Origin of the sequence: Aquibacillus kalidii, assembly GCF_014280935.1 — a bacterium.
Lineage (GTDB): Bacteria > Bacillota > Bacilli > Bacillales > Amphibacillaceae > Aquibacillus_D > Aquibacillus_D kalidii.
Map to the genome: position 1 here is coordinate 100,876 of NZ_JACLZI010000032.1, position 26,576 is coordinate 127,451.

The window sequence follows — 26,576 nt, forward strand, 5'->3', positions numbered from 1 at the left end:
AATATGTTACAACTTATTACTGGAATTGAATTTTATAAGTTGTTAGCTAGCAATGCGTTAGAATAGGTGCAATTTAAAAAAGAATAAGGGAGAAATAATAAATTTTGATGGAGGTAACCATGGAAGAAAATGATTTTGAGATGTTAAAGAGGAGTAAGTTATTTGTAGGGTCAAAAGATTGGGTACATGAGTTTTTAAATGAAAATCCCAACAATAAGAGTGCTGAAAAGTTAATTGATAAAATAAGATTGATGTTAAAAAATTACCTACAACTTGATAATGTTAACTTTTTGTTTGGAACTGGGTCATCGCTACATCTAGGTACGACTTCCATTCGGAATTTTCCCAAACAAATTGAAAATGCTATAGAACATGATGGCGAAATTTATACACTTTTTACTCACCTAGTGAAACAGTATCAGAATTCGGATGATATTTTAAGAGATGAGGAATCACAATCCTCAGAGATAAAGGTTCCTTTAGAAGAATTTTTAGATTATCTTCTTGCACTGCAATATGTAGAAGGACATTCTCGCAATCTTATAAATGGGTTTGAATATGATGATTTTTTTGGTAAAACGCATCTTGAAATAACTACCACATCAATAGAAAAATTGATAAATATGATTAAGTCGGAGTTATTCAAGCTATGTGATCTAGACAGTCTAGAGTATTATCCGCCAGAAGATGAACAAACCAGTAACGAAATGAAAAGAAATGGCAAATATACTTATCATAATAGCCTTATTAAATCTTTATTACAACGCCCTTTAAATTTGAGAAGAGCCAACATCTTTACAACAAATTATGACTTGGCTTTTGAGAATACTTTTGAAGAACTAGGTGTTCACTATATGAATGGATTTAGTGGCTTTCATAATCGAACTTTTAAGCCAGAAGTTTATGATTATGATTTATATTACCCTGGAAACACGACAGAAGGTAGAGTACGACGAGTAGAACGAATGATTAGATATTTTAAGTTACATGGTTCACTTACCTGGATAAGAGAATCAAATTCAGCGCAAAATCAATATGGCTTAGTTGAAAAAGACATTAATTGGGTAAGAGCAAACTTGGATGCAGCTGGTGATATTATTATTTATCCAACCGCACATAAAAAAGGCTATACTCTCGATTTTCCTTACTCAGAATTGTTCAGGCAGTTTGCATCAGCCATTACCCAACCTCAATCAGTACTGTTTTGTATTGGTTACAGTTTTTTCGACGAACATGTTAACGATATTATATACCAAGCCTTGTCTATTCCAAGTTTTACACTTATCATAGTTGATTTTAATGGTACAAAAAATAAAGTGATTAATAAACTATATGAGCTTGATGATCCTCGTATTATCATTCTAGAAGGCCCTTATTTAGGAGATTTTAAGACATTTTCAAAGAAGATTATTCCTAACTTCCATGAAATTGAATCTCGCGAAAAAATAGCTGCTAGTTTACAAAAATTATATTCAGGTTCAAATGAAACAGAGTCAGAGGTGGAAAATGATGCAAGAGCAGACAATTGGTAGAGTTATAAGTATAGATAGTTTCAGAGTGGTAATTGAATTGGATGATAGTGTAAAAACACTATTCAAAAGTGGCTTTAACGATATTTATGAAATCGCACGTATCAACTCATATGTTTCTATTCCAGTAGGTGCTGAAAAAATTATTTCAATGATAACTAAAGTGAAAATAAATGATGAGACGGAATTTGACGCATTGGAAAACTCTATATTATTACCAAAATCTAATCGATATATAGTAGCTACTATGATAGGTACGATAAATAATGACAATCGATACATACAGGGTGTTTACAATTTTCCAATTTTAGATAATCCAGTTTGTTATGTGCTAAGAAAGGATTTAGAGATTATTTTTGATTATAAGCCTAAGGAAAGCGATATTGATTTGAAAAGAGATTATTATCTACCGATTGGTAGTTCACCGGTATTTTCTGAATTTGATATTAAGATAAATCCAGATAAATTCTTTAGCAAACATGTAGCTGTCCTTGGAAATACTGGATCAGGAAAGTCTAGTACAATAGCTTCCATTTTCCAATCTATGTTTAAAGGAGAGTTTAAGGTTTCAAATGAATCAAGGAAATTAACTGATGCTCACGTTGTAATATTTGATACGAATGGTGAGTATAGAAGAGCTTTTCAATTTGAAGATGAAGAATTAAAATCGCGTGTTAACACCTTTACAATAAAAAGGGATGGTTTGAGAGTACCATACTGGTTTATGAACTATGAAGACTTTGACTATTTGTTTGAACCTTCTTATCAGACACAAGCGCCGATATTAAAAAGATCAATAGCTTTAGCTAAAAATTATGAACTTACCAATAGTAGTGATGTGGAAAAAGCAATATCTGAACCAGTTTTAAATAAGATATTAAGATTGATAGATTTGCTGCAGAAGAATGATAGGGATATGAAGCATTTCTTGTTGAATGAGCTTGATGATTTAATTAATACATTGCAGGACAACGAAGACCAACTAATTTGTCTCATTGTTTCCGAATTGAATGATTTACGGCAGGCAAAAGAAACAGGAAATTTAAGAGACGATTATGGAATTAAAGGAGACGTAAGTTCAGTAGCTGTGGATACAGCTTATACCAAACTAAATACTCTAGTCAAAAAAATTATTGAGGATTCCAAAACGGAATCGCTATTAAATGAAAAGGATATCGATTTGCCAGTTTACTTTAACTTTTCTAAAATAATAACAGAATTCATTGATGAGGCTATTGATGAAATAGGTTCATCACAAGCAAAATATAAGGAATTTCTCTCTAGTTTAAAATTAAGGCTTTCTAGCTATAACTCAGACGAAAGAATTAGCATCCCTTTTATGTTAGGAAATGAAGATATTGGTGATTCGTTGGCTAAGTTTTTAACTTATGTTTTAGGGGGCATTTTTGAACAAGAGGGTAGCGAGGATCAAAAGAGTGATTTTGAAAATTACAGATTTAAAGTTGATAATGTAAATAATCCTGACAAAAAAAGCCAGGTAACAATTTTAGACATGTCACTGTTACCTTTTGAGGTTCTAGAAAATATTACTGGTCTTATAGGTAGACTACTTCTAGAATTTGTACAGAGAATTGAAAAAGTAGATGAATATAAGGAATTTCGTGGTAAGTATCCAATATCCATCGTATTAGAAGAAGCGCATAATTACATTCCTCAATTAGATCGTAAGAAAGACCGTGTTTCAATTTCAAAACGAGTCTTTGAACGAATTGCTAAAGAAGGTCGAAAGTACGGTCTATCATTAATTATATCTTCTCAGAGGCCATCTGAACTATCAAAAACGATACTTTCCCAATGCAATTCCTTTATAGTACATCGGCTTCAAAATCCTGAAGATCAGAATTTTGTGAGGCAAATGGTGTCGTCAGCTAACGCTGACATATTAAGTCAGCTTCCTATTTTACCACAACAACACGCGATATTTTTGGGTGATGCGGTTAAAAGTCCTACACAAGTTCGTTTATACGATGTCAATCCAAGTCCCGATAGTAATGATCCGGAGTTCTTTTCACACTGGATGGGGATTAATAGAGTTGGTATTGACGTTAAAAGTGTTACGAAAAAATGGACTGGTAGTGAGTAGGTGAAGATAGAATGAGGAAAGTCGGGAGAAATGATCTATGTCCCCGTGGAAGTGGAAAAAAACACAAAAAGTGCTGCTTAGATAAAAATGATGATGTTTCTTTTACCAATCCGGAAAACTATGTTGGTAACTATAAAGAACTAAAAAGAAGTTCTGGGAATTCACTAAAGATATTAATTTCGCAGCCTCGGGTTTTGCGGTATTAACGAATGTTTTTGAAGGTAACCATCTTCAAGACTTATCTGATTTTGATGTACCTGAAATAATAGAAGAAAATATTTAAATAAATTATTACCTATGGAAGCTGTTAATATTGCTATTAAACCATCTTCATGGGATCACTTAAAAAACATCAATAAGAACATTTTTCGATGCTAATATGGGGGATGGTACAACTGTTTGAAGTAATCAGTGGAGAATCACCAAACATGTTAGAAGAAACTTTTTATGACTTGTTTGAAATAAGTTATGATATTTATTGAAATATAATGATATATAATATTTAGTAATTGGATGTGATAACAATTGGAGAATAATATGAGAAGAGCGATTTGGAAAGCACATAATAAAAAATGTTATTACTGCCATGAAGATGTTTCGATTAGAGAACTACATATCGACCATTTTATTCCTAATAGTACTGATGAAAATCTAAAAAAGGAAATACTTAACGAGTTAAAACTTGAACGTGATTTTGATTTCAATGGTTTAAAAAACTTAGTTCCATCACATTCATTATGCAATATTTCTAGAAAAGGCAAGTATGTACCTACTGCTCAAAGTTTTTCGGGTGTATTAGTAATCACCGAAAGGCTACTTCCGATGATACTTAAGATAAAAGAAAAACTAGACACCGAAGAGAAATTTGATGAGAATATATCTCAAATAGAAACGTACTTAGAAAAAGGAATATCCTCAGCTGAGGAACTTTATGATTACTTCACTAAAGAGAATGAGTATTTTAAAGAGGTTGAACATATAGATTCTAGTTTAATTAGAATTAGTACTAAAAATGTGGAAGTTCAATGTTTATTACCAAAATTTCCAGATGTTCATGGTTCAATGCTAATTACCTTTAGAAGTTTAAGAATCCGTGACTGTTTAATTACTTTTAATCACTCAGAAATAGTGAATGAAATATTTCATGGAATTGGATCGTCTGCAGAAAATGTTTTCAGACGAATTATAGTACATAGTGATATTAGTAAAAACAGTTCAGTTGTTCAGTTGGGAAACAATCGATTTAACATCAGTTTAGATGAAGTAAAACAGCTGTGCAGTATCATTGATAAGATAGCACCATTGTATATTAATGCTATTAAGTCTACTGAAAATGTCTTTAAGACAAGAGAATTTTCATACTCTGCTAAGGGAAGATTCAGATTACTAAAGATATCTCGATCTTTATGGAGAAATATAATCGAATTTGCAAATAAATATGATTATGAAAAGGGAAAAACGAATTGGCATATATTTGACGGAAATGCTAGCTATTTGAAGATATATTGTAAAACACCAGAAGATACTAGTAGAAATTATCGATTGTTTATATATCCAGAAGCTGTAGAGCATGAAATGTGGGAGAAATTTTCTCTATCAGATAATGATGTATGGTTATGTTGGGAACCATCTATACTAGTGGATAATGCAAGAGATTTTCAAACTAATAAAGTTTGGAGTGCAGAGTATGCATATAACTGGCTTGAAAATAATCTCATACCCGCTGTAATTGAATACAATAGAGAGAATCAAAGGCCGTTTCTAAAAAGACTTTTTGGTAAATCAAATAATTTAGTACCACCTTTTGATGGGCGTGGTTTAAATTCAACTCAAGCTTCAACGACATTTACCAATCTTAAATATATTAAAGCTATAGAAAAATATGTAAGTCAGTTTCAGCACTTTTTTGCTATCTATTCAAATCATTACTTAAGTGCAGATGCTATTATAGGGGTATATAAATCTATATTATATTGCTTGGGCAATTGTAAAATGGATGCGGGCACGCTTGAATACTTAAATGTAAAACTGAACGGTAATCAATCAATAGAATCAATAATGAGTAGTGTTGAACAAAAATTGGAAAATTTAAGTGGAACAAAGGGAGTCAACGGGAGTAATATGGAATATGCATTGAGATCTCTATGTGCTCTACTTCGTGAAAGTACCTTTGCGCTTGAGAAAGAGGCTGCAATAGCTACAAGTCTCACTTCTTTCTTAGAAAAAGTCTATGAAGAATATTGTTTCCTTAAAGACTTAGAAAGAGCTAGAGCTTTATGAAACATATAGAGAAGAGCATTTACTTCATAATCCTATTACAAATTATATAGAATTCCTAAGGTAATGTCCGGGCCGTGGGGAAAAGAGTTTGGGTTTGAAGAATCTTTTCATTTCTCCTAAATCAAGATTAAAGGGATCAAAGGATAATGTTTGATTATGAAAATAAGCTAGCCTCTACTTTAAAAGGGCTAGCTAAATATTATTTTACCCTACAAACCGGTACGGTGAACCGTATCACAAGTGATGGTAAACAAGAAACAACAGATCCTAACTTGCTTTATGATTTAGAAAGAGTATTAGATACCTGTCAGGTGAACACAAAGGAAGAAATTGAGAAGTTTGTAACTTAGAATTCAGTGAGAAGAGAAAGACAAGTAAGACACAGGAGAAGTTGAATTCTATCCTGGACAAAGCTGTGAATCTTTAAAACAAAGAGTTACCTAAAGACCAGCAAGAGGGTTTTAAAGGAGCTACTACCAAATTTGTTCGAACATATTCTTTTATCTTGCAGATAGGGCCATTTACAGACATTGATCTTCACAAGATATATGTCTATTTATGGATGATATGTTTGAAGAAGACTACGATGGCTAAAACGAGCGGACAGTTTCATAGCTATACAGTGTTGAACCACATTAAAAAGGACCGAAAGAGGTCCTTTTTTTCAGTTTTAATACAACAAGAGAAAGATTGAAAGATTTGATCTTAACCCTTGGCCTATTGACTTTCTTTTCCTATCACCTAAAAAGCGACTCAAAATCGTGTTCATTTTTATAAACAAAATGAATAAAAAACAGACAGGAATTTTATTATTATTTTAGGATGTATGGGGAAAACGAGCTTTATAGTTAAAATCAGTAATACCGAACAAATACCAATACCTGTTTGTTATATATAGAAGATATTTTATACATAAAAAGAAAATCTCATTACGAGAAAACATCAAAGGGAAAAATGATTGACTTAGGCTCTAGAATATAACTCGATTCTGTGAAAATGACTATCTCTGCACTTGGATAAATATGTTAAAATAATAATGATGGTGAAAAAATTCAAAAGTAAAACAGAGGAGGATGCTTATTGGAAAAGAAGAAAAAAGCTCAAGTTCCTTTTCGATTAAATATAATATTTATCGGAGTTTTTGCATTGTTTGCACTGTTAATTTTACAACTAGGTGTTGTTCAAATTCTAAATGGGGAAGAAGCACAAAATGAGATTAACAAAACAGAAAGTACAGCATCAACTAAATCAGTTCCCCGAGGGAAAATGTACGATAGGTATGGAAGGTTAATATTAGATAATGAACCAGTCAAAGCGATTACGTACACACCTCCTAAGAATGGAGAGTCAGCAGAAAAACGATTAAAGTTAGCTGAAAAACTTGGCCAGTATGTCACCGTGTTTAAAGACAAAGAAGAACTAATTGATAACGTAAGTGAAAGAGATAAAAAAGAGTATTGGTATTTACTAAATACGAAGGAAGCACAAGATAAATTATCGAAGAAAGAGCTAGAGTTAGATAATAGTGAGCAATATAAACTAATGCTAGAACGCATCACAGAGAATGATCTACAAACAATTGAGTGGACAGACGAATTGTTGAACATTATCTCTATAAAGAAGGAATTTGATCAAGCATACGAACTCTCGCCTCATGTAGTCATAAATGAAGGAATTACGGAAGAAGAATTTGCCCAAGTAGCGGAACATTTACCTGAATTAAAAGGGATAGATGCAGCTATTGATTGGGAACGGAAACCACTATTTGGAGATACTTTCGCAAGTTTTATAGGTGGAATAACTACCGCAGATGAGGGCATTCCACTAGAAAATAGAGATTATTATTTAACCCATGGATATAGTTTAAATGATCGGGTTGGAACTAGTGGATTAGAGCAAGAATACGAAAGCGTGTTACGTGGTAGAAAAGAGAAAATACAATATAAGACGAACAATGCAGGCGATATTGTTGGTTCTGAAGTAGTAGTAGAAGGTCAAAGTGGAAAGAATTTAGTATTAGCTACAGACATAGAACTACAGATTGCTGTTGATCAGATTGTTAAAGATGAATTAAAAAAAGCGATGAGTCAGAACAATAATGGATATTTGGAGGATGCACTTGTTGCGATGATGAACCCTCAGACTGGCGAAATTTTAGCGATGTCTGGTGTTCGTTATGATAGAGAGGATGGAGAATACAAGGATCAATCCTACCGAGTTATCTATGATGCACATCAGCCTGGTTCAGCGATAAAAGGTGCTACTCTCTTGGCGGGCTTTGATACCGGTGTTGTTGAGATAGGTGAAGCGATACTCGATACGCCAATAAGAATAGCGGGTACACCTGAAAAAGGATCTTGGCGAGATTTAGGGAGACCAACTGATCTGAAAGCCCTGGAAAGGTCTTCAAATGTGTATATGTTTAATATTGCGTTACGTATTAGCGGGGCGAACTACCAACCGAATCAACCTTTGCGTGGTTTTAACTGGGATACCTTCCAAAAGATGCGAAACTATTACAACCAGTTTGGTCTAGGTGTAGAAACTGGAGTAGATTTGCCTTATGAGGCTACAGGTGTTGTTGGGGAAGATACGATTGCAGGTAAAATATTAGACCTTGCGATTGGACAATATGATACTTACACAACCTTGCAATTAGTTCAATATGTCTCCACCATTGCAAATGACGGTTACCGGGTACGACCACATCTGGTAAATGAAATCCGACAACCTGATTCAGAAAATGGAGAATTGGGGCCTGTTATAGAAAGTAAAGAAACAGATGTTTTAAACAAAATCGTAATGGATGATAAGTATATCGAGAGAGTGCAACAAGGCTTCATAAATGTATTCCATGGTTCACAAGGAACAGCAGTGTCTCACTGGGGAAGTGAGTATGATAAATACAAAGTTGCTGGAAAAACTGGTACAGCTCAAAACCCTCAGTATGAGAATGGGAATAAGATTGATACAGAGAACTTATCCCTTGTTGGGTATGCTCCATACGATAATCCGGAAGTAGCTTTCGCGGTCATTGTACCTAAAAATAAACCAGCACCAGGTCAATACGACGTAAACCATGCCATTGGAAAAAGAATTATTAAAAAGTACTTTGAACTGAAAGAAGAAAGAGAAAAGAATGGTATAAAGACAAATCTACTTGAAAAAGAACCGGAAAAGGAATAGCAAAATCGAGAGGATTATCCTCTCGATTTTTTGCTAGCCATAAATTAGGTGTTCTTCAATAAAATGCGGTTTTCCGATTAGATAAGTTATTACTGTTTGCATTATCTTATTTTTACTCTATATAGTTAGGTTACTCAACCCATAAACAAAAAGGTCGATATATAGAAAAGGCCCGATAGTATGTTATCGGGACCTCGTTTTATTGAAATGTTTCTAACCCTTCTAATTTCCACTCAGGTTTCATACTTGCTTCGTTAAATATACTAGCGGTCACAATGAAGTCTTCCTCAATAGACTCTACTTCAAAAACTACTTGAATAGATATACTCTCATTTGGTTCCAAAGTTAAATCAGAGGGATTCCTATTTTCTGGTAGCACCCCTTGATAAGAAACATCTTTACTTTTACTTGCTAAATTAAAGGCGATGGTTTCTACATTCAGCTCTTTATCCGGTGTCACATTTTTCACATCTACAACAGCTGTTACCATATAGGGATTTTGCGTTTCTTTTATTTCATTAAATTTAGAGTAAGCAGATTGTAATGTAATGGAATATTGTCCGCCTTTTACTCCTGCACCATAGGAATATGGAGGAGTCTCAGGCTCGTTCATGTCTTGTTCAGTAGTCGATGGTGGATCATTTTCTTTCTCTTGGTATTCCGCTTTATCTGGTTCATTCTGACAAGCCGCTAAAAGGAACATAGCCATTAGAAGGGATAAAGTAATTATTTTCTTGATCATGCTTTCACCTCAAAATAGTATTTTTATTCCAAAAAATTATATTAGAGTCTTAGTTGCCTAGGATTACTTTAAATAACTCATTCATATCATTCTTTGGCTTAGGCTCAGTGTTATGTTCAATTACCGTTAACACTAATATTAGGATAAGAATAAGTATTCGTAACTTAGGCATAAATTCTTTAATTGGTGACGGTTCATGACTAATAGGAGTTTGAATATATGCTGTTATTATTTTTCGAAGGGAATCCATTTTTTCTTTATCATCTATAAATCTTTTCGGTATCGAGATAACTTTTCCTTCCTTATCAAATAGGAAGAAGTACTCTTCATCTTCCACTGCTTCAATGTATAAATCCCAAGCGATTATCTGTTTTTTGGAGGGGGAGATTAACTCAACTCCATCCTCGTTTAAAATAAGCGTTCTTTCCTCAAGATACTGAGCATTCACAAAAACTTTATCTCTAAAAAAGTATAAGGTTTGTTCAAGAATAGGGAAAATGAGTGCAGACCAAATAAAAGTGTTTGTGACTGAATAGAGCAGTGTATGCCCAAGAGATAAAAGAAAGAAAACACATATTAATATAACGTACAACCAAAAGCGTGATGTTCTTATCCGTTGTGAATAAACACGGGCTTTTTTTGATAATTCCCAAGTATCTTTTCGTTCTAATTTAATATTTATTTCCATATATAAAGACCCCTCCTTTATGCTATTTCAGAAAGATTTCTATTGTTTATCACGGAATACCAGATCCAAGTTCCTGGTGTGTATTTTCCTCCATGCTTTCACGAACACTTCTTGAACCAGATCATCTACTTCAGCATGGCCACTATAATAAAATAAAAAGGAATATATATCTTCCACATAATCATCGAACCATTCAGTAATTACCTCTTCTTCTGTTTTCATGGAGTCCCCCCTGAACAACCATTTCTAATAATAAGATGAAACATTTCACTTGATAATTACAGTATAATTAGAGAAATATTTACATATCTAGTTCCAGTATATTCCTTTTTATGGATATTTCCATAAATATGAAGTACTATTTTTGATAGAGATAAAAGAGACGACTTTTATTTTTAGGGGGGTATATATGTCTTTAACTTCTATGCTTAAAGGGAAAAGTAACAAGGACATAAAGCTACAAAACATACTGAGGGAATCTATCCCAACTAAAAAGGAGTTTCAAACGATATCGGGTAACGATGCCTTTTCTTCGCTGTACACTGTGAAAGCACCATACAATTTGAATAAATCCTTTGATTCATCTGTAGTTGGAACAGCATTTGATTACTTGCTAGATTTATAGTTGCCCAGCTGATTACAGGGAATAAAGATAATGTATTGGAAGGTCTTACAGCAAACAGTGGATTGAAGGTCATCCAAAGATTTAATGAATCAAGCAACTATTCGGAAAAATCGAATAGTTCAAACCGAAGGAAAACGAGAAGTTGAGCGAGAGGTTTCCTTTTATAATCTTGAAATGATTATTGCCATTGGTTATCGAGTTCGGTCGCATAGAGGTACACAATTTCGTCAATGGGCAACAGAACGCTTAAATGAATATTTGGTAAAAGGCTTTACAAGGATGGTGATCGTCTAAAAGAAATGCGTAACTTTGGACAAGATTATTTTGATGAATTACTTGAACGTATTCGAGATATTCGTGCTTCGGAAAAAAGGTTTTATCTAAAGATTACATATATATATGCTACCGCAGTTGATTATGACCCTCAAGCAGAACAGTCACAGGAATTTTTTGCAACGGTACAAAATAAATTGCACTTTGCCATACATGGTCATACAGCATCAGAATTTATTGAAAGTCGAGAAGACGCTACAAAGGAGAACATGGGCTTAAAGTCATGGAAAGGCGATAAAGTACGCAAGCAAGACGTAAGGGTTGCAAAAAACTACTTAAATGAAAAAGAAATGAAGCAACTTAATCGTATTGTAACGATGTACCTTGACTACGCCGAAGATTAAGCAGAACGGAATCAACTGATGAATAAAGGTATTTAAAGTTTAACTAGAAGGAGTAGAAAATACATTTTTCTAGCCTAGTTGATAAAATAGAGAACTCATCATGTATAAATGAGTACTCTATTTTTATTAATAGTTCTCATTATATAAATCTTTAATTAAGACTTCTTCTATTTTATCTTTGTAGTGTATAGTTATTTTATCTTTTCTTTTATTTTGTATTTTTTTCCATTATCAAGCGATAAGGTGTTTTCATCTACAAAAGTGTAGGTATAACTACTCCCATCTTGTAATATTTTCGCAGGAGTAGAGAAATCGTTTCTTTTTTCATATACAAATATAGAAAGAATATCCCCCCATTAGACATTACTGCCCTCCCTTTGTTATCGGACTTATATAGAACTGCGCTTACAACACAATATTTTGGTGATATTAATTTTGGTTTTTTTTATGATAAATCACCTATTTAATAGTCCGATCATATATATATCCAGATTTCTTAGGTTTCGTTACAACTTTTTTATTTTATCATCAAAAAATAATAAAATTTACAAATTTTTACACAACTTTATATAGTATACAGTCAAGAGGAATAAAAAGATATTGGTTTAATTTTTGGTAGAGGTGATAAGATGTAATAGTCAAAAGATGATTTGATAGTTAAGAAGACACAATGAAAAAAGTTATTTATTAGTTAATCTATAAGTAACCGTACCACTGTGATAGTAAATCCTAAGTTGAATTTATCAACTGCACACGTATTAAGTATGCTGTGGAAGGTGAATTCCTATAATAATGGCAACCAAAGTTTTCTACAAAATTGCTAACTATATTGAAAAAGTTCAAAATTAAGGTGAATAAAATAAATGCGAAGAGGTGTGAGATGAGTAGATTTTCTCGAAGATTACTAGAAGAATGGATTAAAATCCCACGTTTCATTAGAATTTTTGTATTAAACCTTATAACGATATTCATATTCCTACATTTAGCAATTGCAGGATTGAAAGTACTATTCGAATTTACTATAGACCTTCCCGTTCTTATAGTTGCCATCATTTCTTCATTTCTTGTTATGATAGTTTTTAAAAAGAATAATTAGACTATCTTTCTAATCAGGTTGCGAGTTATATTATGCGAGTGATCTAGAACTAGATGGTATAGGGATGGCAGATAGGTTAATTAACCGCCACCCCAATCATGTTCATTTTCGGGAAATGGGTGTGGAGGATAAAGAAAATTCTCTATCGGAAAGAGTTTTATCTGAAAACGTTAAAATCTTAAAGAATGATGTTTTAATTGGAATAACTAAAGACGCGCCCTCTTGAGAACATTTACATCCTTTTGGAATATCGAACACTATGTCGAAGAAATACATATAACCTTTACAATTAACTCGTTTAAAATAAAAGCTTCTTTGATAATATGGGATAGAAATATGTGTGAAAATAGGTACTTTAAAATGGAGGAATGGCAAATGGCAAAGGTTACAGTGGGGCATGAAAATGGAATTGAGGTTGAGATTCACTACGAGGATGTGGGGGTGGGCAGACCGGTTGTTTTGATTCATGGATGGCCGCTTAGTGGAAGATCATGGGAAAGGCAGGTACCTGCATTAGTGGAAGCCGGTTACCGAGTGATCACCTACGACCGCCGTGGGTTCGGTCAATCATCACAACCGTGGTCTGGTTACGACTACGATACACTAGCAGCAGACTTGAATAAATTAATCTTGCAATTGGACCTTCACGATGTGACGCTAGTAGGTTTTTCAATGGGGGGCGGAGAAGTTTCACGATATATCGGTACTTATGGAACAGAGCGTGTGTCAAAAGCGGTGTTAGCCGGTGCGATACCTCCGTTCTTGCACAAAACTCCTGATAATCCAGAGGGTGGTTTCGATGATGAAACTGTCCAAGGTTTTCTTGATGGGGTGAAGGCCGATCGATTGGCGTTCCTGGATGACTTCACAACGAACTTCTTCGCCTCGGGTGATCGAACAGATTTGGTTACCGAAGCTTTTCGTATCTATAATCGTGATATTGCAGCCTTCGCATCACCGAAAGGAACACTTGATTGCATCTCGGCATTTAGCTATACAGACTTTCGTTTAGACTTGAAGAAATTTAACTTGCCAACACTAATTCTTCATGGTGACGCCGATGCAATTGTACCAGTTGAAATTAGTGGTCAGAGGGCGCATGAGCAGATTCCAGGTAGCCAGTTAGTAATCATTAAAGATGGACCGCACGGATTTAACGCTACACATGCTGAACAATTTAACAATGAACTGGTGCAATTCCTAAATTCCTAATACGATGGAGGAACTGCGTTTTTCAAACAACGAATACATGACTATCCAAAATAAGTAAACTTCTTCTAATGAAAGAAATCGCTCATGTAAATTCATCTATGTAAACAATAGCCTCTTTTTAAAGCTCCTAGATTTCTCATAAAGTAAAAAAACGAATTTCCTATTATTTACTGGTACATACAATAGGAAATCAGTATCTTAATTTGATCCACGTCTTTGAATAGGCGTGGATTTTCTATATAGCAATTTTTCAGGTTCCTAGAAAAGAATAACGATGTTTAATCGTCGACGAAATTAACTGATCTAGTAATGATGTTTAATGGCTATTAAACTGCGGTAAACATAAAGTATAGCACCTAGGATTTAAGATTTTGTATTTTAATGAATGCTATCTACAGACTATTATTAAACCAGTATTTAGGGGGAAAGATCATGCTTTTCATTAAGACTAATGATATGCCAAAGGTAATAGAGGTAGAAATAGGAGGAAAAGTATCAGAATCGGATATTGAGGAATTTAAAAAATATTTCAAACAGAAGGAAAAAGAATATGATGTTTTAAATGTGATGATTACTGTTAACAACTTGGAGTACTCTTTTGAAGGATTTATAGAAAATATTAAATTTGAAGCAAATCATTTAGATAAATTCAATAAGGTAGCTGTTATAAGTGACAAGAAATGGGTTGATGCTATCGGAAAACTTGCTGATCAGATACCAAATATTCAAGTAGAAAACTTTAATCTAAATGAGAGAGAAGAGGCCCTTGATTGGGTCCGTGATTAATAGATTAAAACAATCCCATTAGAAATGATCATAAAAAAGACAACACCCAGATTAGGTGTTGTCTGCCGTTTAACATAGGCACTTTTATTTAATCGCTTTGCTTACTTTTAGCTTCTTTCCTTTGATTGTCGCATTCTCTAAGGCTTGTATAACCAGTGAGCCCTTTCCATTTAGAATATCAACATATGACATCTGATCATGGATGGAAATTATACCGATGTCGTCTGCTGTGACACCGGAGATTTTGGCAATCGTTCCAACAAAATCAACGGCACGAATTTTCTTCTTTTTGCCACCGTTGAAATGGAGTTTCATAATATCGTGATTGATTCGTGCTGTTTTATTATTCCTTATAATGCGCCTACTAGTAAGCTTCTCATCAAAACTGGCTTTTCCACTAGCGACTTCATGGTGCTTGGGAGCTTCCATAATTGGTATCTCAAAGCCGATATATCTTTCAATTGCTTTTATGAATTTATCTTCAAAAGGTGTCGCAAATGTAATCGCCTTTCCTTTATTTCCAGCACGGCCGGTTCTCCCAGTTCGGTGCACATAGCTCTCTTTTTCCATTGGAACGTCATAGTTGATCACAAGTGTTACGTTATCAACATCAATACCTCTGGCAGCTACATCAGTGGCGACTAGGTAACGAAAGTTCCCCAATTTAAATCCTTCCATAACAGCAAAGCGGTCTTCTTGTTCTAATCCCCCATGAAGCCTTTCGCAAGGATATCCAGCTTCATTCAGTTCTTGATACACGTTATCCACATTTTCTTTGGTGCGGCAGAAGATTAGACAACTGTCTGGGTTTTCAACAACCGTGACGTCTTGAAGGAGTGAAATTTTATTTTCCTCTTTCACTTCCATTAAAAAATGTTCTATCGTATCGGACGTTACCCCAGTTGATTCTATCTCAATATGGACAGGATCTTTCATATATTTGTGGCAAAGACTTTCAATATCTTTAGGCAAGGTCGCGGAAAAAACCATCGTTACTCTAGTTAACGGTAGCTCTTTAATGATCGCTTCCACTTCATCGATGAAACCTCTATTAAGCATCTCATCGGCTTCGTCAATAACAAGATACTTTATTTGATCCAAAACTAAGGTTTCTCGATCAATGTGATCCATCACTCGTCCAGGCGTACCAACAACTACATGTGTTTTTTGTTTTAGTTCATCTTTTTGTTTCGAAAATGGTTCTTTTCCATAGACTGGCACTGCTTTAATGCGTTTAAACCTTCCGATATTCGTAATATCTTCACGAACTTGTACCGCAAGCTCCCTAGTTGGGGTAAGAATTAAGACCTGTGGTTTCTTTTCCTCCCACTCAATCAGATCGCAAATAGGAATACCAAAGGAGGCCGTCTTGCCACTTCCTGTTTGGGCTTTTACGACAAGGTCTTGCTTTTCTAATGCTAATGGAATGACTTTACTTTGAACTTCTGTTGGAGTTTCGTACTTTAAAGCAGCTAGTGCTTTGTTTATTTCTTCGCTTACATGGTAATCGGCAAAACTACTTTTATTCATTAAATGACCTCGTTTTTTGTTTTTTCAAGATATGTATAGAATTCTCCCCAATAAATATTATATGCATAATCTGGATAACGTTTATTATACTTGTAAAATGCGGAAAAGTTGGCCGATATTTAAAAATATATTGGATCTAAATTCATCATTGTCCTATGAAGCAATATCCATCCACATATAGTCCATCGATCCGTCTCAAAAATTTCAGACGAGACGCTATCTATAAAATAATATTAACATAAAGTAAACCCTATCTTATAAAGTATTAGTAATAAAAGATGGGGGTATCAGAAATGGCTTGTGTCTAAAATTGATGATAAAATAAATAAAGCGCTTAAATTAATTAAGCCAAGAGTTTTTTTGTTTAGTTTGTAAACTAGTTTCTAAGACATGGAGGTTTAGAGATGAGTGATTATCAAAAAGAGATTGTGAAGATTAGACATCATGGGAGGGAAATTTATGGTGTTTCTTACATGCCCGACAGTAAGATAAAGAGTCCTATCGTAATATTTAGCCATGGTTTTAATGGAACAAATGTAGATTTTGCAATGAATAGTGATTATTTAGCAAAAAAAGGTGTGGGTGCATTTTGTTTCGATTTTTGTGGTGGCTCTGTAAATTCAAAGAGTGACTTAAAAACTAATGAAATGACTATATTTACAGAAAAAGAAGATTTGTTAGCTGTTGTTGAAACTATAAAAAATTGGGAGAGTGTAGATCCTGATAATATCTTTTTATTTGGAGGGAGTCAGGGAGGATTAGTATCTGCATTAGTAGCGGATGAATGTATAAAGGGAATTAAAGGACTCTTATTACTTTATCCTGCGCTTGGTATTGCAGATGACTGGAATAGAAGATTTCCAACACTTGAAGGTATTCCTGATACATATGAGCTGTGGGGAGTTCAATTGGGTAGAAAGTTTATTGAATCATTACATGGATATAATGTATTTGACCATATTGGAAAATTCAACAATAATGTTAGTATTTTTCATGGAGATCAGGATGAAATTGTAGCACTTGATTATGGGAAAAAGGCTGGAGAGCTATATCCTCACGCAAAAGTGGAAATATTCCCTGGAGAAGGCCATGGTTTTTCAGAAGCAGGAAATAAAAGAGTGGCAGAGATGACATATGACTTTGTAAAAGTAAATATGTAACAGCCTGCATGTATTTCAACTTTAATTTAAAAGTGAAATATCCTGGATGCCCTAAGCGTAAAAGGCTAAAAGAGTCCCTCCTAATGGTTATCTGTTGTAAAATTTTATATTTCTCATCGAACATGTTCTTGTTTAGTATGCTTGGAAGCGTAAACGTTATTCATCTTCCGTTTCTGGTTTAATAAATGTCACTAATAAAGGAGCGTTCCCCAATTGAGAACGCTCTCAATAAAAGTGTTATTTGTTTGTACAAAGGAACTCTAAAAAAGTGGAAAAATGGCCATATTCAAAACTATTCGATGATAGGAATCAACTACTAATCTATATAATTAAGAGAGTAGTTAACATTTTTACTTTTTTCTTAATAAACCAAACGTAAAAGAGCATTCTTTAATATTCCCCCTTTCTAACAAAAAACGGGCCTCGAATGGTTCTAGCTAATTTCGGTTTCTACCTGGCAAACTTAAAGTTCCTTACACCCCTCTCATAATTATTTTTAAGGAAACAAAGTGACAGTACCCAATATCTAAATAAGATCCATTACTAGCTATAAAAAACACCACATACGTACATGTATCATAATACCGAAGAAGTATTACATGCACACTAGTTTATAAATCCTCTTTTTTGTAATGTTTTATCACATAAAGTACAAGTGAATAGTGATTTTTTCTAGATAATTGATTATTTATTATTGTGGAAGTTATAGATATATAGTAGTCTTAAAAAGAGTGAACTTATCTATAACTTTTTGTTAAACGGAAGATTACTCATAAGTACATATTTTAGAATAGGGGGGATATATAATAGAATTTCAGCGTAATTAGAAAAACAAACACTGGTAAACATTGGTTAAAAACATGTACGCACATTGAAAGGTGAAAATATATACTTTCCCTCATAATAATTCAATAAGGTATTTCATAATTAAGCTATCCTATCCATTTAAATGTATATTTAGAAACGATAGGAATTTTTGGGGAAGTATTGTATGCGCTTTCAACGCGTGATAAAAAGGAGAAGGAAATGATGAGGAGTATGATTAAAAAGTGTTCGATAATTTTTCTTATATTACTTTTATTATTCCCAAATTCATTATTTGGGGCAAACCAAGTAAATGCAGCAACTAGCACCTCTGAACCAATAGAATTTGATAGAGCTACTGTTCATGACCCCTCCATTATAAAAGCGAATAATGGTTCATATTACGTATTTGGTTCGCATATTGGAGCGGCAAAGTCAGAGGATCTAATTAATTGGAATTCTATAGTCGAAAGTGAATATCAAACCCCTGAAAACAACCCTATATATGGCAACTTATCTGAAAACCTTGCTGAATCATTTGCATGGGCTGGGGAAAATGACTCGGACAGCAAAGGTGGATATGCGGTTTGGGCGCCAGATGCTTTTTGGAATAGTGACTATGTTTGGGAGGATGGATCAACTGGTGCATATATGATGTACTATAGTGTTTCCTCCACCTATATTCGTTCAGCCATCGGTATAGCAGTATCAAAGGATATTGAAGGACCTTATGATTACCGTGATACCATCATATACTCTGGATTTACGAACTATGAGGCTTATGATAGTAATAGTACGATAAATAAGCATTGGGAGAATACTAACATCCCAGATTTGATTGCTGACGGTGTTATTAAAGAGCCAAATCCAGATTGGTTTACGTCAAATGGAAATTATAAAAACTCACTTTATACAAATGCTATCGATCCGAATATTCTTTATGATGAGAATGGGGACCTATTTATGACATATGGTTCGTGGTCCGGTGGTACGTATGTTTTACAGCTAAATAAAGAAACTGGTGTCCCAATCTATCCAGGTGAAGATGGACAGACAGCCGATGGTAGAATGATTGATAGATATTTTGGTACAAAGATTGCCGGTGGATACGGTAGATCCGGTGAGGCAACCTACGCCGTTTATGATGAAGAGACAGGTTATTACTATTTGTATATTACGTACGGCGGTCTAGCATCTGATGGTGGTTATCAAATGAGACAATTTAGATCAGAAAACATTACAGGGCCTTATGTTGATGCATCTGGAAATGAAGCTGTTTATCCTGAGAGCTTTGATCTTGGTGTAGGGAACTATCCAGGAAATGATGATCATAAGGATATTGGTAATAAAATGATCGGTAACTTTTTATTTAAAAGAGATCTTGGTGAGGAAGGTACAGGAATAGGTACTGGCTACATGTCACCAGGTCATAACTCTTATTTAATTGATAAAGATCTAGGCAAAGAGTTTATTGTGACGCATACTCGTTTCCCACAACAAGGCGAATTTCACCAAGTGCGCGTACACCAAACATTTAAAAATAGTGACAAATGGCCGGTTCCAACTCCTTATCATTATGCTGGCGAGACAATTGAAACCGTTTCCGAAGCAGATGTGTTAGGTGATTATAAGTATATTAATCACGGTGAGGAAATAACTGGAGCATTAACAGAATCTACATGGGTGAAATTAAATGCAGACCACACTGTTTCTGGTTCAGTAACAGGGACATGGGAACTGTATGATAATTATCGTGCTAAATTAACAGTGGATGGACAAGTCTATGATGGTGTGTTTATTCGTCAATATGACCCTACTTCAGAAAAATGGGTGATGACATTCAGTGCGATGTCAAATGATGGTGTTGTTATCTGGGGAAGTCACGTGGATAGTAGAACAGATCAAGTGGTAGTTGATGGTATCAAACAAGAACTAAGCGAAACACTTCCAACTGAAGCAATCAAGGATATTAAATTGCCAACAGGTGCAACACAGGGAGCAAAGATTTCTTGGCAATCTTCTAACCCAGGAGTAATAAGTCAGGAAGGTAATGTGCAAAGACCGAAGTTTGGTTCTGAAGATGCAGTAGTAGAGTTAACGGCTACCATTACTTTGAATGAAATAACAGAAACAGTAACCGTAACAGTCACTGTTCCAACTGAAGAACAAGGTCAACTCGTTGCGTATTATGACTTTAGTGAAGGTTTAATAGATCGCTCTGGTAACCAGAAAGAAGCAACAGTTACAGGTAACCGAATCAATAATACAGGTGGAGAAATTACCTTTGCTGACGGCGTAGTAGGGCAAGCGGCAAAATTTAATGGTGAATCTGGAATAAAACTTGCTAATGGGTTGATTTCTACAGATAAGTATTCTATATCTCTGTGGGTGAAGCCTGAAGTAATAACAAATTTCACAACTTCATTTTTCGGTGCAAGAACGGAGAATAACTGGATTAGCATTGTTCCTAAAACAGATTTTGCACAAACAATGGTATGGTCCAATAATAGTAATAATTGGTACGATGCAAAAACAGACATGACTATTCCAACAGATAAGTGGTCACATCTAACGTTTACTGTTAATGATGGAGAAGCAATGTTCTACATCAATGGGCAGCAGAAATTCTCTGGCAGTAACTTCCCAGATATATTTACTTCATTAGATGCAGTCTTTGGTCTTGGTGTTAACTTCTGGGACACACCATTTAAAGGACTAATGGATGAGGTTCGCGTATATGATGGCGTTGTACTTCCTGCTGAAGAAGTTCAGTCTTTATATGAAAATCCAGATGGTTTAACAGCAAATTACAGTTTTGAAGATAATCTAGAAGATGTAACGGGCAATAATAATGCAGGAAGTATTACTGGTGACAGAGTGGATAACACCGGTGGTACGATATCTTATCAAGAAGGGGTCAATGGTAAAGCAGCTGTGTTTAATGGTCAATCAGGTGTCAAGTTACCGAATGGATTGATCTCAAGCAACGAATACTCTTTATCTGTATGGTTGAAACCAAAAGCCTTAACTCAATATACGACTACCTTCTTTGGAAGTAAGGACACAAACAATTGGATAAGCCTAGTACCAAATGGTCCGGGTGAAGGTAATACTGTACTATGGTCTGGAAGTAGTACTTGGTATGATGCAACTACTGGAGCTCAAATACCAATAGATCAATGGACCCATGTAGCAGCTACTGTTCATAATGGAGAAGTAGTTATGTATGTAAATGGTGAACAAGCATTTACTGGAACTGATTTCCCGAATATCTTTACGACAACAGATGCTGTATTCGGTCTAGGGGTAAACTATTGGGATATTCCTTATGAAGGATTAATGGATGATCTTCGTATCTATGGTAATAAAGTGCTTTCGGCAAATGAAGTTAGAGATTACTATAATACTATAAAACCAGAAACAGAAGAACCAACAACAGGTGAGCCAGGAACGGAAAACCCAGAACCAGAAGAACCAGCAACAGGTGAGCCAGAAACGGAAAATCCGGGAACAGAAGAACCAACAACAGATGAATCTGGAGCAGAAAAACCAGTAGTTGGTAAAAAAGTAACCGAATCAGATTTAGTAAGAAATGATACAAGTAAGGTGTACGCTTACCCTAAAGCATCTAAAGTCATTTCTATTAATAAAGAAGAAATAGAAAAATTGTCTGATGAATACTCATTAGAACTTACAAATGGAAAGGTGAAAGCAACCATTCCAGTGGGATTGTTTCCAAAAGGAAAAGATATTGTCTTTAATTTTGGTAAAGTATCTAATAAAACAGCTGATAAGAATAAGGATGCTTTAAGCGAAATTATTGATTTTTCTCTTTTAGTAGATGGTGAAGAGATTACTGAATTTGCTGATACCCCTATTACAGTTACATTCAAGGTTAACCCGGACAAGGTTAAAAATTGGGATAATCTAAAGGTTGTATATATAGATAATAATGGGAAAAAGAAGGAGTTTTTGACACCAATTTCTTATAACAAAAAAACTGGTGAAGTAGTAGCAGAACTGACTCACTTTAGTGCCTATGGGGTATTTGAAGTGGAATCAACAGAAGCTAATACTCAAACAGGAACAGATGAAGAATCTTTACCTGATACTGCTACAAACCTATATAATTGGCTAGCGATAGGTTTATTTTTAGTCGTAGCTGGTGGCATTATTTTATTTACAGTTAAAAGAAGAAAAAACATCATGAATTAAATCTTCACCTAAACCCCTTGGCTCAGTTGAGTCAAGGGGTTTATTGTTATTAAAATTACCCAAAATATAACTTAAAATGATATAAGTTCCCATTGATATATTTTTAACTAACTAGTGAATTGTATATATGTAAAAAAGCATTGAAAAATATTTTATAATAAATTACTTTGAATATATCAATATTGGCTAATCATTATAACGAAGGGAATGTATTTTGACATAAATGTGTCAAAATACGAAAGGTAAGAATGAATAATAATCTTATTTCTAATTTTGAAGATTTAATAAGAAATGAATATTCTAATATAGTAGGCATTGCTATTATAAGAAATAAAAGTTTGGTTTATGAAAAATATTTTAATGGGTACACCCAGGATGACGTTTTGCATGTAGCATCTGTAACAAAGAGTATTATATCCATTCTTACTGGTATTGCAGTAGATAAAGGATACATTAAAAATATAGAACAGAAAGTATTAGAATTTTTTCCTGATTATACGATTAAACGCGGCGAAAAAACAATCCAAAATATTACCATAAGAAATTTGTTGACCATGACTGCACCATATAAATATAAATCAGAGCCATATACAAAGGTTTATTCAAGTGATGACTGGGTAAAAGCCGCATTAGATTTGCTAGGGGGCAAAAGCGATATTGGGGAGTTTAGATATTCTACCGTTGGAATTCATGTTTTGTCAGGTATTCTTACAAATGCAACTGGTCAGTCATTGGTTGATTTTGCTACAGAGAACCTATTTAAACCTCTTGGAATCCAGGCTCCTAATAATGCATTTATACATAATAAAGAAGACTATTTATCTTTTCTTAAGGGTAAATATGTAACTGGATGGATAGCAGATCCTAAAGGTGTAAATACTGCTGGTTGGGGACTTACTTTAACGCCAAGGGATATGACAAAGATAGGTCAATTATATTTAAATGGTGGCAAATGGAACGGTGAGCTAGTGGTATCTTCCAAATGGATAGAGGACAGCACGAAGGAAAAAAGTCGATGGGGAGAAAAGTCCTATGGTTACTTGTGGTGGATTGTTGATGGTGGCTATGCAGCTTTAGGTGATGGTGGAAATGTAATATTCATAATTCCCAAGAAGAAAGTGGTAGTTACTATTGCCTCTCGCTTTATGCCACGTGCCAAAGATAGAATCGAATTGATTAGAAAGCATATTTTGCCATTGTTTAAATAAAGTCAATTAGTAATTTAGTTACAAAAAATATGTTTGGAAATTACTGTACACTTAATATATTTCAATAACCTAACGCCTATTTTTCCGATGACAATACCGGATGGATAGGCTTTTTAATAATTAAATTAATCTGTTGGTTAATGTAAATCCTTCTCAAGATTCCCACTTTATCTTCTATTCTACTAAACACCTAACCTTATTAATGTTAACTGTATTTCTAATAGGTTGACAATAACTATATAACTTACTATGCTAGTATTTAGAAAATTTAGGAAAGTAGTTAAAGAAGCACATATCGAAGTCAAAAAATAAGGTGGGGTAATATGAGTAATTGGAATTTATTAGCTGAAAAAGTGTTGATAGGTGAAGAACTAACAGACCAGGAAGCACTTACTGTTTTAACTTGTCCTGATGATGAAATATTGGAACTATTAAATAGCGCATATCAGGTACGCAAGCATTATTATGGAAATCGAGTAAAATTAAATATGATAATTAATACAAAATCAGGATTTTGTCCCGAAAATTGTGGTTATTGTGCCCAATCAAGGGATTCTTCTGCACCCATTCAAAAATACAGGATGATGGATAAAGATACAATTATTGAAGGAGCTAAACAAGCGGCGCGACAACAGTCAGGTACCTATTGTATTGTGGCAAGTGGACGTGGACCAACAAATCGTGAACTAAATATTGTTACTTCCGCCGTTAAAGAAATCAAAGAAAATTACGATATGAAAGTTTGTGCATGTTTAGGATTATTGAAACCTGAGCAAGCAAAACAATTAAAAGAGGCCGGAGTAGATCGCTATAACCATAATATCAACACCTCCGAACAACATCATAAAAACATTACAACAAGTCATACTTATCAAGACCGAGTTGAGACTGTCAATCACGCAAAGCGAGTTGGGATTTCCCCTTGTTCAGGGGTGATTATAGGGATGAAGGAAAAGAATGAAGATGTCATTCAAATGGCACGTTCATTGAATGTCCTGGATGCAGATTCCATTCCAGTGAATTTTTTGCATGCCATTGAAGGCACGCTGTTAGAAGGAACGAATGAGTTAAATCCTACCTACTGTTTAAAGGTGCTATGTCTTTTTCGGTTTATAAATCCAACAAAAGAAATAAGGATTTCAGGTGGAAGAGAAGTTAACCTAAGAAGCCTTCAACCGCTTGGTCTTTATCCTGCAAACTCAATCTTTGTAGGAGATTACTTGACTACAGCTGGTCAAGAAGGATCTAAAGATCATCAAATGATTAAAGATTTAGGTTTTGAAATTGACTAAGTTACTACGGAGAAAACCGTTTGAATAATATGATTTGTATTTTTGAGAATAGCTACTTCTATCAATAACATCACAAAAATGTTTATATACTATCTTAAGTTATCAACACGATCCCCTACATAAATCACCCATTTAAAACCAAACCTACTTCATTGGAAATGTATGACTATTTTCGCTTATTCTATTAAATAATGGCATAATGAAATAAACCGTAATAGTAAGGATGACTATATGAGACAGTTAATAGAAATGAAGTTAAAATCGAAATCGGTTAAAGACATTACGAATGGCTATCCACTACTTTCGAAAGAGGCCTTGGAAAATCCAGAAGTGACGATGGAAGAGGGAAGTATTTTACACTTAGTTGATACAAATAATAGATATGTTGCAACAGGATATTATGGATTACAAAATAAAGGTATTGGCTGGGTTTTAACTCGTAAAGAAAAGGAAAAAATTGATACGAAGTTTTTTGCTAAAAAGATGAGTGAAGCTGTAGCAAAGCGCGCTAATTTATATGAAGCGGATGATACAACAGCTTTTCGTGTGTTTAATGGGGAAGGGGACGGAATTGGTGGATTAATCATTGATTACTATGACGGCTTTTATATGGTGAGCTGGTATAGTGAAGGTATTTATTCATTCCGTGATGATATATATCAAGCCTTAAACGAAGTAGTAAATGTTCGAGGGTTATATGAAAAGTTACGATTTAATACGAATGGTCAATACCTGGAACAGGATGATTACGTTTCAGGTGAAAAGGGAGAATTTCCTTTAATTGTTTTGGAAAATGGCATGAAATATGCTGTAGATTTAAATGACGGTGCAATGACAGGTATATTCCTAGATCAACGTAACGTACGGAAAGCATTACGTGATCATTACTCAAAGGGTAAAACGGTTTTAAATACGTTTTCTTATACAGGTGCATTTTCTGTGGCGGCAGTACTTGGTGGTGCGACAGAAACAACGAGTGTAGATTTAGCAAAACGGAGTCTACCAAAGACAATTGAGCAATTTGCAGTCAATGGAATTGATTATGAAGCACAGGACATTAAGGTGATGAATGTCTTTGATTATTTCCGTTATGCAGCACGTCATGATTTGAAGTTTGATGTTGTCGTTTTGGATCCACCAAGCTTTGCACGGACAAAGAAAATGACATTTAGTACCGCAAAGGATTATCCGAAGCTACTTAAAGATACCCTGAAAATTACGAATGATGGTGGAATAATTGTTGCATCTACAAATAACGCAAGCTTCAATATGAAAAAGTTTAAAACATTTATTGATAAAGCATTTACCGACACAAATAAAAGCTACAGAGTTTTAGAAGAGTATCAGTTACCAGAAGATTTTACCGTACCACATAACTTTCCAGAATTTAATTATTTAAAGGTTGTAATTATAAAAGTGATGAACTAGGGAGGTGTGCTTAA

General features: G+C 34.4%; 21 protein-coding genes. 17 read left to right on the forward strand and 4 right to left on the reverse strand.

The annotated features are described in order from the left end of the window. Window positions 1-119 precede the first annotated feature (119 nt). From H7K77_RS20985 to H7K77_RS06480, 6 genes are all read left to right on the forward strand, one after another. Window positions 120-1,532, forward strand: coding sequence for an SIR2 family protein (locus H7K77_RS20985; protein WP_222599249.1), 1,413 nt, complete (start codon window positions 120-122; stop codon window positions 1,530-1,532). After that, the gene (locus H7K77_RS06460; RefSeq protein WP_186576910.1) at window positions 1,510-3,633 is read left to right on the forward strand and encodes an ATP-binding protein; all 2,124 of its coding nucleotides are present in this window, start codon (window positions 1,510-1,512) and stop codon (window positions 3,631-3,633) included. Before H7K77_RS20985 ends, H7K77_RS06460 begins: the two co-directional genes overlap by 23 nt. An 11-nt stretch (window positions 3,634-3,644) precedes the next feature. Continuing rightward, on the forward strand, window positions 3,645-3,839 hold the full coding sequence (locus H7K77_RS21215) for an SEC-C metal-binding domain-containing protein (RefSeq protein ID WP_186576911.1): 195 nt from the start codon (window positions 3,645-3,647) through the stop codon (window positions 3,837-3,839). A 331-nt stretch (window positions 3,840-4,170) separates the two neighbouring features. Continuing rightward, on the forward strand, window positions 4,171-5,913 hold the full coding sequence (locus H7K77_RS06470) for an HNH endonuclease (RefSeq protein WP_186576912.1): 1,743 nt from the start codon (window positions 4,171-4,173) through the stop codon (window positions 5,911-5,913). A 146-nt stretch (window positions 5,914-6,059) separates the two neighbouring features. Next, a complete protein-coding gene (locus tag H7K77_RS06475; RefSeq protein ID WP_186576913.1) occupies window positions 6,060-6,263 on the forward strand; it encodes a hypothetical protein in 204 nt (67 codons plus the stop codon). 730 nt (window positions 6,264-6,993) lie between these two features. Beyond that, the gene (locus H7K77_RS06480; RefSeq protein ID WP_186576914.1) at window positions 6,994-9,099 is read left to right on the forward strand and encodes a peptidoglycan D,D-transpeptidase FtsI family protein; all 2,106 of its coding nucleotides are present in this window, start codon (window positions 6,994-6,996) and stop codon (window positions 9,097-9,099) included. A gap of 199 nt (window positions 9,100-9,298) precedes the next feature. Here the strand turns inward: H7K77_RS06480 and H7K77_RS06485 are convergent, their stop codons facing one another. From H7K77_RS06485 to H7K77_RS06495, 3 genes are read right to left on the reverse strand one after another with little or no spacing between them, the layout of a single operon-like run. Continuing rightward, window positions 9,299-9,841: a hypothetical protein gene (locus tag H7K77_RS06485; protein WP_186576915.1), complete on the reverse strand. Its 543-nt coding sequence runs from the start codon at window positions 9,839-9,841 to the stop codon at window positions 9,299-9,301. Window positions 9,842-9,890: 49 nt separating this feature from the next. Next, window positions 9,891-10,529 carry a YcxB family protein gene (locus tag H7K77_RS06490; RefSeq protein WP_186576916.1) on the reverse strand — a complete coding sequence of 213 codons (639 nt, stop codon included), beginning with the start codon at window positions 10,527-10,529 and terminating at the stop codon, window positions 9,891-9,893. 39 nt (window positions 10,530-10,568) lie between these two features. Beyond that, window positions 10,569-10,751, reverse strand: a complete 183-nt coding sequence (locus tag H7K77_RS06495) for an RNA polymerase sigma factor (protein WP_186576917.1) — start codon at window positions 10,749-10,751, stop codon at window positions 10,569-10,571. A gap of 187 nt (window positions 10,752-10,938) precedes the next feature. Here H7K77_RS06495 and H7K77_RS06500 point away from each other — a divergent pair, with 187 nt between their 5' ends. The 6 genes from H7K77_RS06500 (at window position 10,939) to H7K77_RS06520 (ending at window position 14,925) form a co-directional block, all read left to right on the forward strand. Beyond that, entirely contained in the window at window positions 10,939-11,154 is a 216-nt protein-coding gene (locus H7K77_RS06500) for a hypothetical protein (protein ID WP_186576918.1), read from the forward strand. Between the two features lie 84 nt (window positions 11,155-11,238). Continuing rightward, a complete protein-coding gene (rhuM, locus tag H7K77_RS21805) occupies window positions 11,239-11,448 on the forward strand; it encodes a RhuM family protein (protein ID WP_268911896.1) in 210 nt (69 codons plus the stop codon). Between the two features lie 5 nt (window positions 11,449-11,453). Then, entirely contained in the window at window positions 11,454-11,831 is a 378-nt protein-coding gene (gene rhuM / locus H7K77_RS21810) for a RhuM family protein (RefSeq protein ID WP_268911897.1), read from the forward strand. A gap of 1,160 nt (window positions 11,832-12,991) precedes the next feature. Continuing rightward, a complete protein-coding gene (locus H7K77_RS06510; protein WP_186576919.1) occupies window positions 12,992-13,153 on the forward strand; it encodes a hypothetical protein in 162 nt (53 codons plus the stop codon). Window positions 13,154-13,302: 149 nt separating this feature from the next. After that, window positions 13,303-14,139 (forward strand): alpha/beta fold hydrolase, encoded by an 837-nt coding sequence (locus tag H7K77_RS06515; protein WP_186576920.1) that lies wholly within the window; start codon window positions 13,303-13,305, stop codon window positions 14,137-14,139. Window positions 14,140-14,571: 432 nt separating this feature from the next. Continuing rightward, complete coding sequence (locus H7K77_RS06520; protein WP_186576921.1) at window positions 14,572-14,925, forward strand: SpoIIAA family protein; 354 nt, start codon at window positions 14,572-14,574, stop codon at window positions 14,923-14,925. Window positions 14,926-15,009: 84 nt separating this feature from the next. Here H7K77_RS06520 and H7K77_RS06525 read toward each other — a convergent pair whose 3' ends face one another. Continuing rightward, window positions 15,010-16,455: a DEAD/DEAH box helicase gene (locus H7K77_RS06525; RefSeq protein WP_186576922.1), complete on the reverse strand. Its 1,446-nt coding sequence runs from the start codon at window positions 16,453-16,455 to the stop codon at window positions 15,010-15,012. Window positions 16,456-16,859: 404 nt separating this feature from the next. On the opposite strand from H7K77_RS06525, the gene H7K77_RS06530 reads away from it, so the two are divergent. The 5 genes from H7K77_RS06530 to H7K77_RS06550 all read left to right on the forward strand — a co-directional run bounded on the left by H7K77_RS06530 (window position 16,860) and on the right by H7K77_RS06550 (window position 26,562). Beyond that, complete coding sequence (locus tag H7K77_RS06530) at window positions 16,860-17,615, forward strand: alpha/beta hydrolase family protein (RefSeq protein WP_186576923.1); 756 nt, start codon at window positions 16,860-16,862, stop codon at window positions 17,613-17,615. A gap of 1,026 nt (window positions 17,616-18,641) precedes the next feature. Further along, entirely contained in the window at window positions 18,642-22,634 is a 3,993-nt protein-coding gene (locus H7K77_RS06535; protein ID WP_407926420.1) for a LamG-like jellyroll fold domain-containing protein, read from the forward strand. A gap of 248 nt (window positions 22,635-22,882) precedes the next feature. Then, complete coding sequence (locus tag H7K77_RS06540; RefSeq protein WP_186576925.1) at window positions 22,883-23,842, forward strand: serine hydrolase domain-containing protein; 960 nt, start codon at window positions 22,883-22,885, stop codon at window positions 23,840-23,842. A 323-nt stretch (window positions 23,843-24,165) separates the two neighbouring features. Then, window positions 24,166-25,134: a biotin synthase BioB gene (gene bioB / locus H7K77_RS06545; protein ID WP_186576926.1), complete on the forward strand. Its 969-nt coding sequence runs from the start codon at window positions 24,166-24,168 to the stop codon at window positions 25,132-25,134. A 231-nt stretch (window positions 25,135-25,365) separates the two neighbouring features. Next, on the forward strand, window positions 25,366-26,562 hold the full coding sequence (locus tag H7K77_RS06550) for a class I SAM-dependent rRNA methyltransferase (protein ID WP_186576927.1): 1,197 nt from the start codon (window positions 25,366-25,368) through the stop codon (window positions 26,560-26,562). The last annotated feature ends 14 nt before the right edge of the window (window positions 26,563-26,576 follow it).

What these genes read in the sequence shown, in the direction of transcription:
- H7K77_RS06500 (WP_186576918.1), top strand. Translation starts at nt 10,939, where the DNA reads ATGTCTTTAACTTCTATGCTTAAAGGGAAAAGTAACAAGGACATAAAG.
- H7K77_RS06535 (WP_407926420.1), top strand. Translation starts at nt 18,642, where the DNA reads ATGATGAGGAGTATGATTAAAAAGTGTTCGATAATTTTTCTTATATTA.
- H7K77_RS06495 (WP_186576917.1), bottom strand. Translation starts at nt 10,751, where the DNA reads ATGAAAACAGAAGAAGAGGTAATTACTGAATGGTTCGATGATTATGTG.
- H7K77_RS06520 (WP_186576921.1), top strand. Translation starts at nt 14,572, where the DNA reads ATGCTTTTCATTAAGACTAATGATATGCCAAAGGTAATAGAGGTAGAA.
- bioB (WP_186576926.1), top strand. Translation starts at nt 24,166, where the DNA reads ATGAGTAATTGGAATTTATTAGCTGAAAAAGTGTTGATAGGTGAAGAA.
- H7K77_RS06525 (WP_186576922.1), bottom strand. Translation starts at nt 16,455, where the DNA reads ATGAATAAAAGTAGTTTTGCCGATTACCATGTAAGCGAAGAAATAAAC.
- H7K77_RS06550 (WP_186576927.1), top strand. Translation starts at nt 25,366, where the DNA reads ATGAGACAGTTAATAGAAATGAAGTTAAAATCGAAATCGGTTAAAGAC.
- rhuM (WP_268911896.1), top strand. Translation starts at nt 11,239, where the DNA reads ATGAATCAAGCAACTATTCGGAAAAATCGAATAGTTCAAACCGAAGGA.
- H7K77_RS06510 (WP_186576919.1), top strand. Translation starts at nt 12,992, where the DNA reads ATGGCAGATAGGTTAATTAACCGCCACCCCAATCATGTTCATTTTCGG.
- H7K77_RS06460 (WP_186576910.1), top strand. Translation starts at nt 1,510, where the DNA reads ATGCAAGAGCAGACAATTGGTAGAGTTATAAGTATAGATAGTTTCAGA.
- H7K77_RS06515 (WP_186576920.1), top strand. Translation starts at nt 13,303, where the DNA reads ATGGCAAAGGTTACAGTGGGGCATGAAAATGGAATTGAGGTTGAGATT.
- H7K77_RS20985 (WP_222599249.1), top strand. Translation starts at nt 120, where the DNA reads ATGGAAGAAAATGATTTTGAGATGTTAAAGAGGAGTAAGTTATTTGTA.
- H7K77_RS06475 (WP_186576913.1), top strand. Translation starts at nt 6,060, where the DNA reads ATGTTTGATTATGAAAATAAGCTAGCCTCTACTTTAAAAGGGCTAGCT.
- H7K77_RS06470 (WP_186576912.1), top strand. Translation starts at nt 4,171, where the DNA reads ATGAGAAGAGCGATTTGGAAAGCACATAATAAAAAATGTTATTACTGC.
- H7K77_RS21215 (WP_186576911.1), top strand. Translation starts at nt 3,645, where the DNA reads ATGAGGAAAGTCGGGAGAAATGATCTATGTCCCCGTGGAAGTGGAAAA.
- H7K77_RS06530 (WP_186576923.1), top strand. Translation starts at nt 16,860, where the DNA reads ATGAGTGATTATCAAAAAGAGATTGTGAAGATTAGACATCATGGGAGG.
- H7K77_RS06485 (WP_186576915.1), bottom strand. Translation starts at nt 9,841, where the DNA reads ATGATCAAGAAAATAATTACTTTATCCCTTCTAATGGCTATGTTCCTT.
- H7K77_RS06540 (WP_186576925.1), top strand. Translation starts at nt 22,883, where the DNA reads ATGAATAATAATCTTATTTCTAATTTTGAAGATTTAATAAGAAATGAA.
- rhuM (WP_268911897.1), top strand. Translation starts at nt 11,454, where the DNA reads ATGCGTAACTTTGGACAAGATTATTTTGATGAATTACTTGAACGTATT.
- H7K77_RS06490 (WP_186576916.1), bottom strand. Translation starts at nt 10,529, where the DNA reads ATGGAAATAAATATTAAATTAGAACGAAAAGATACTTGGGAATTATCA.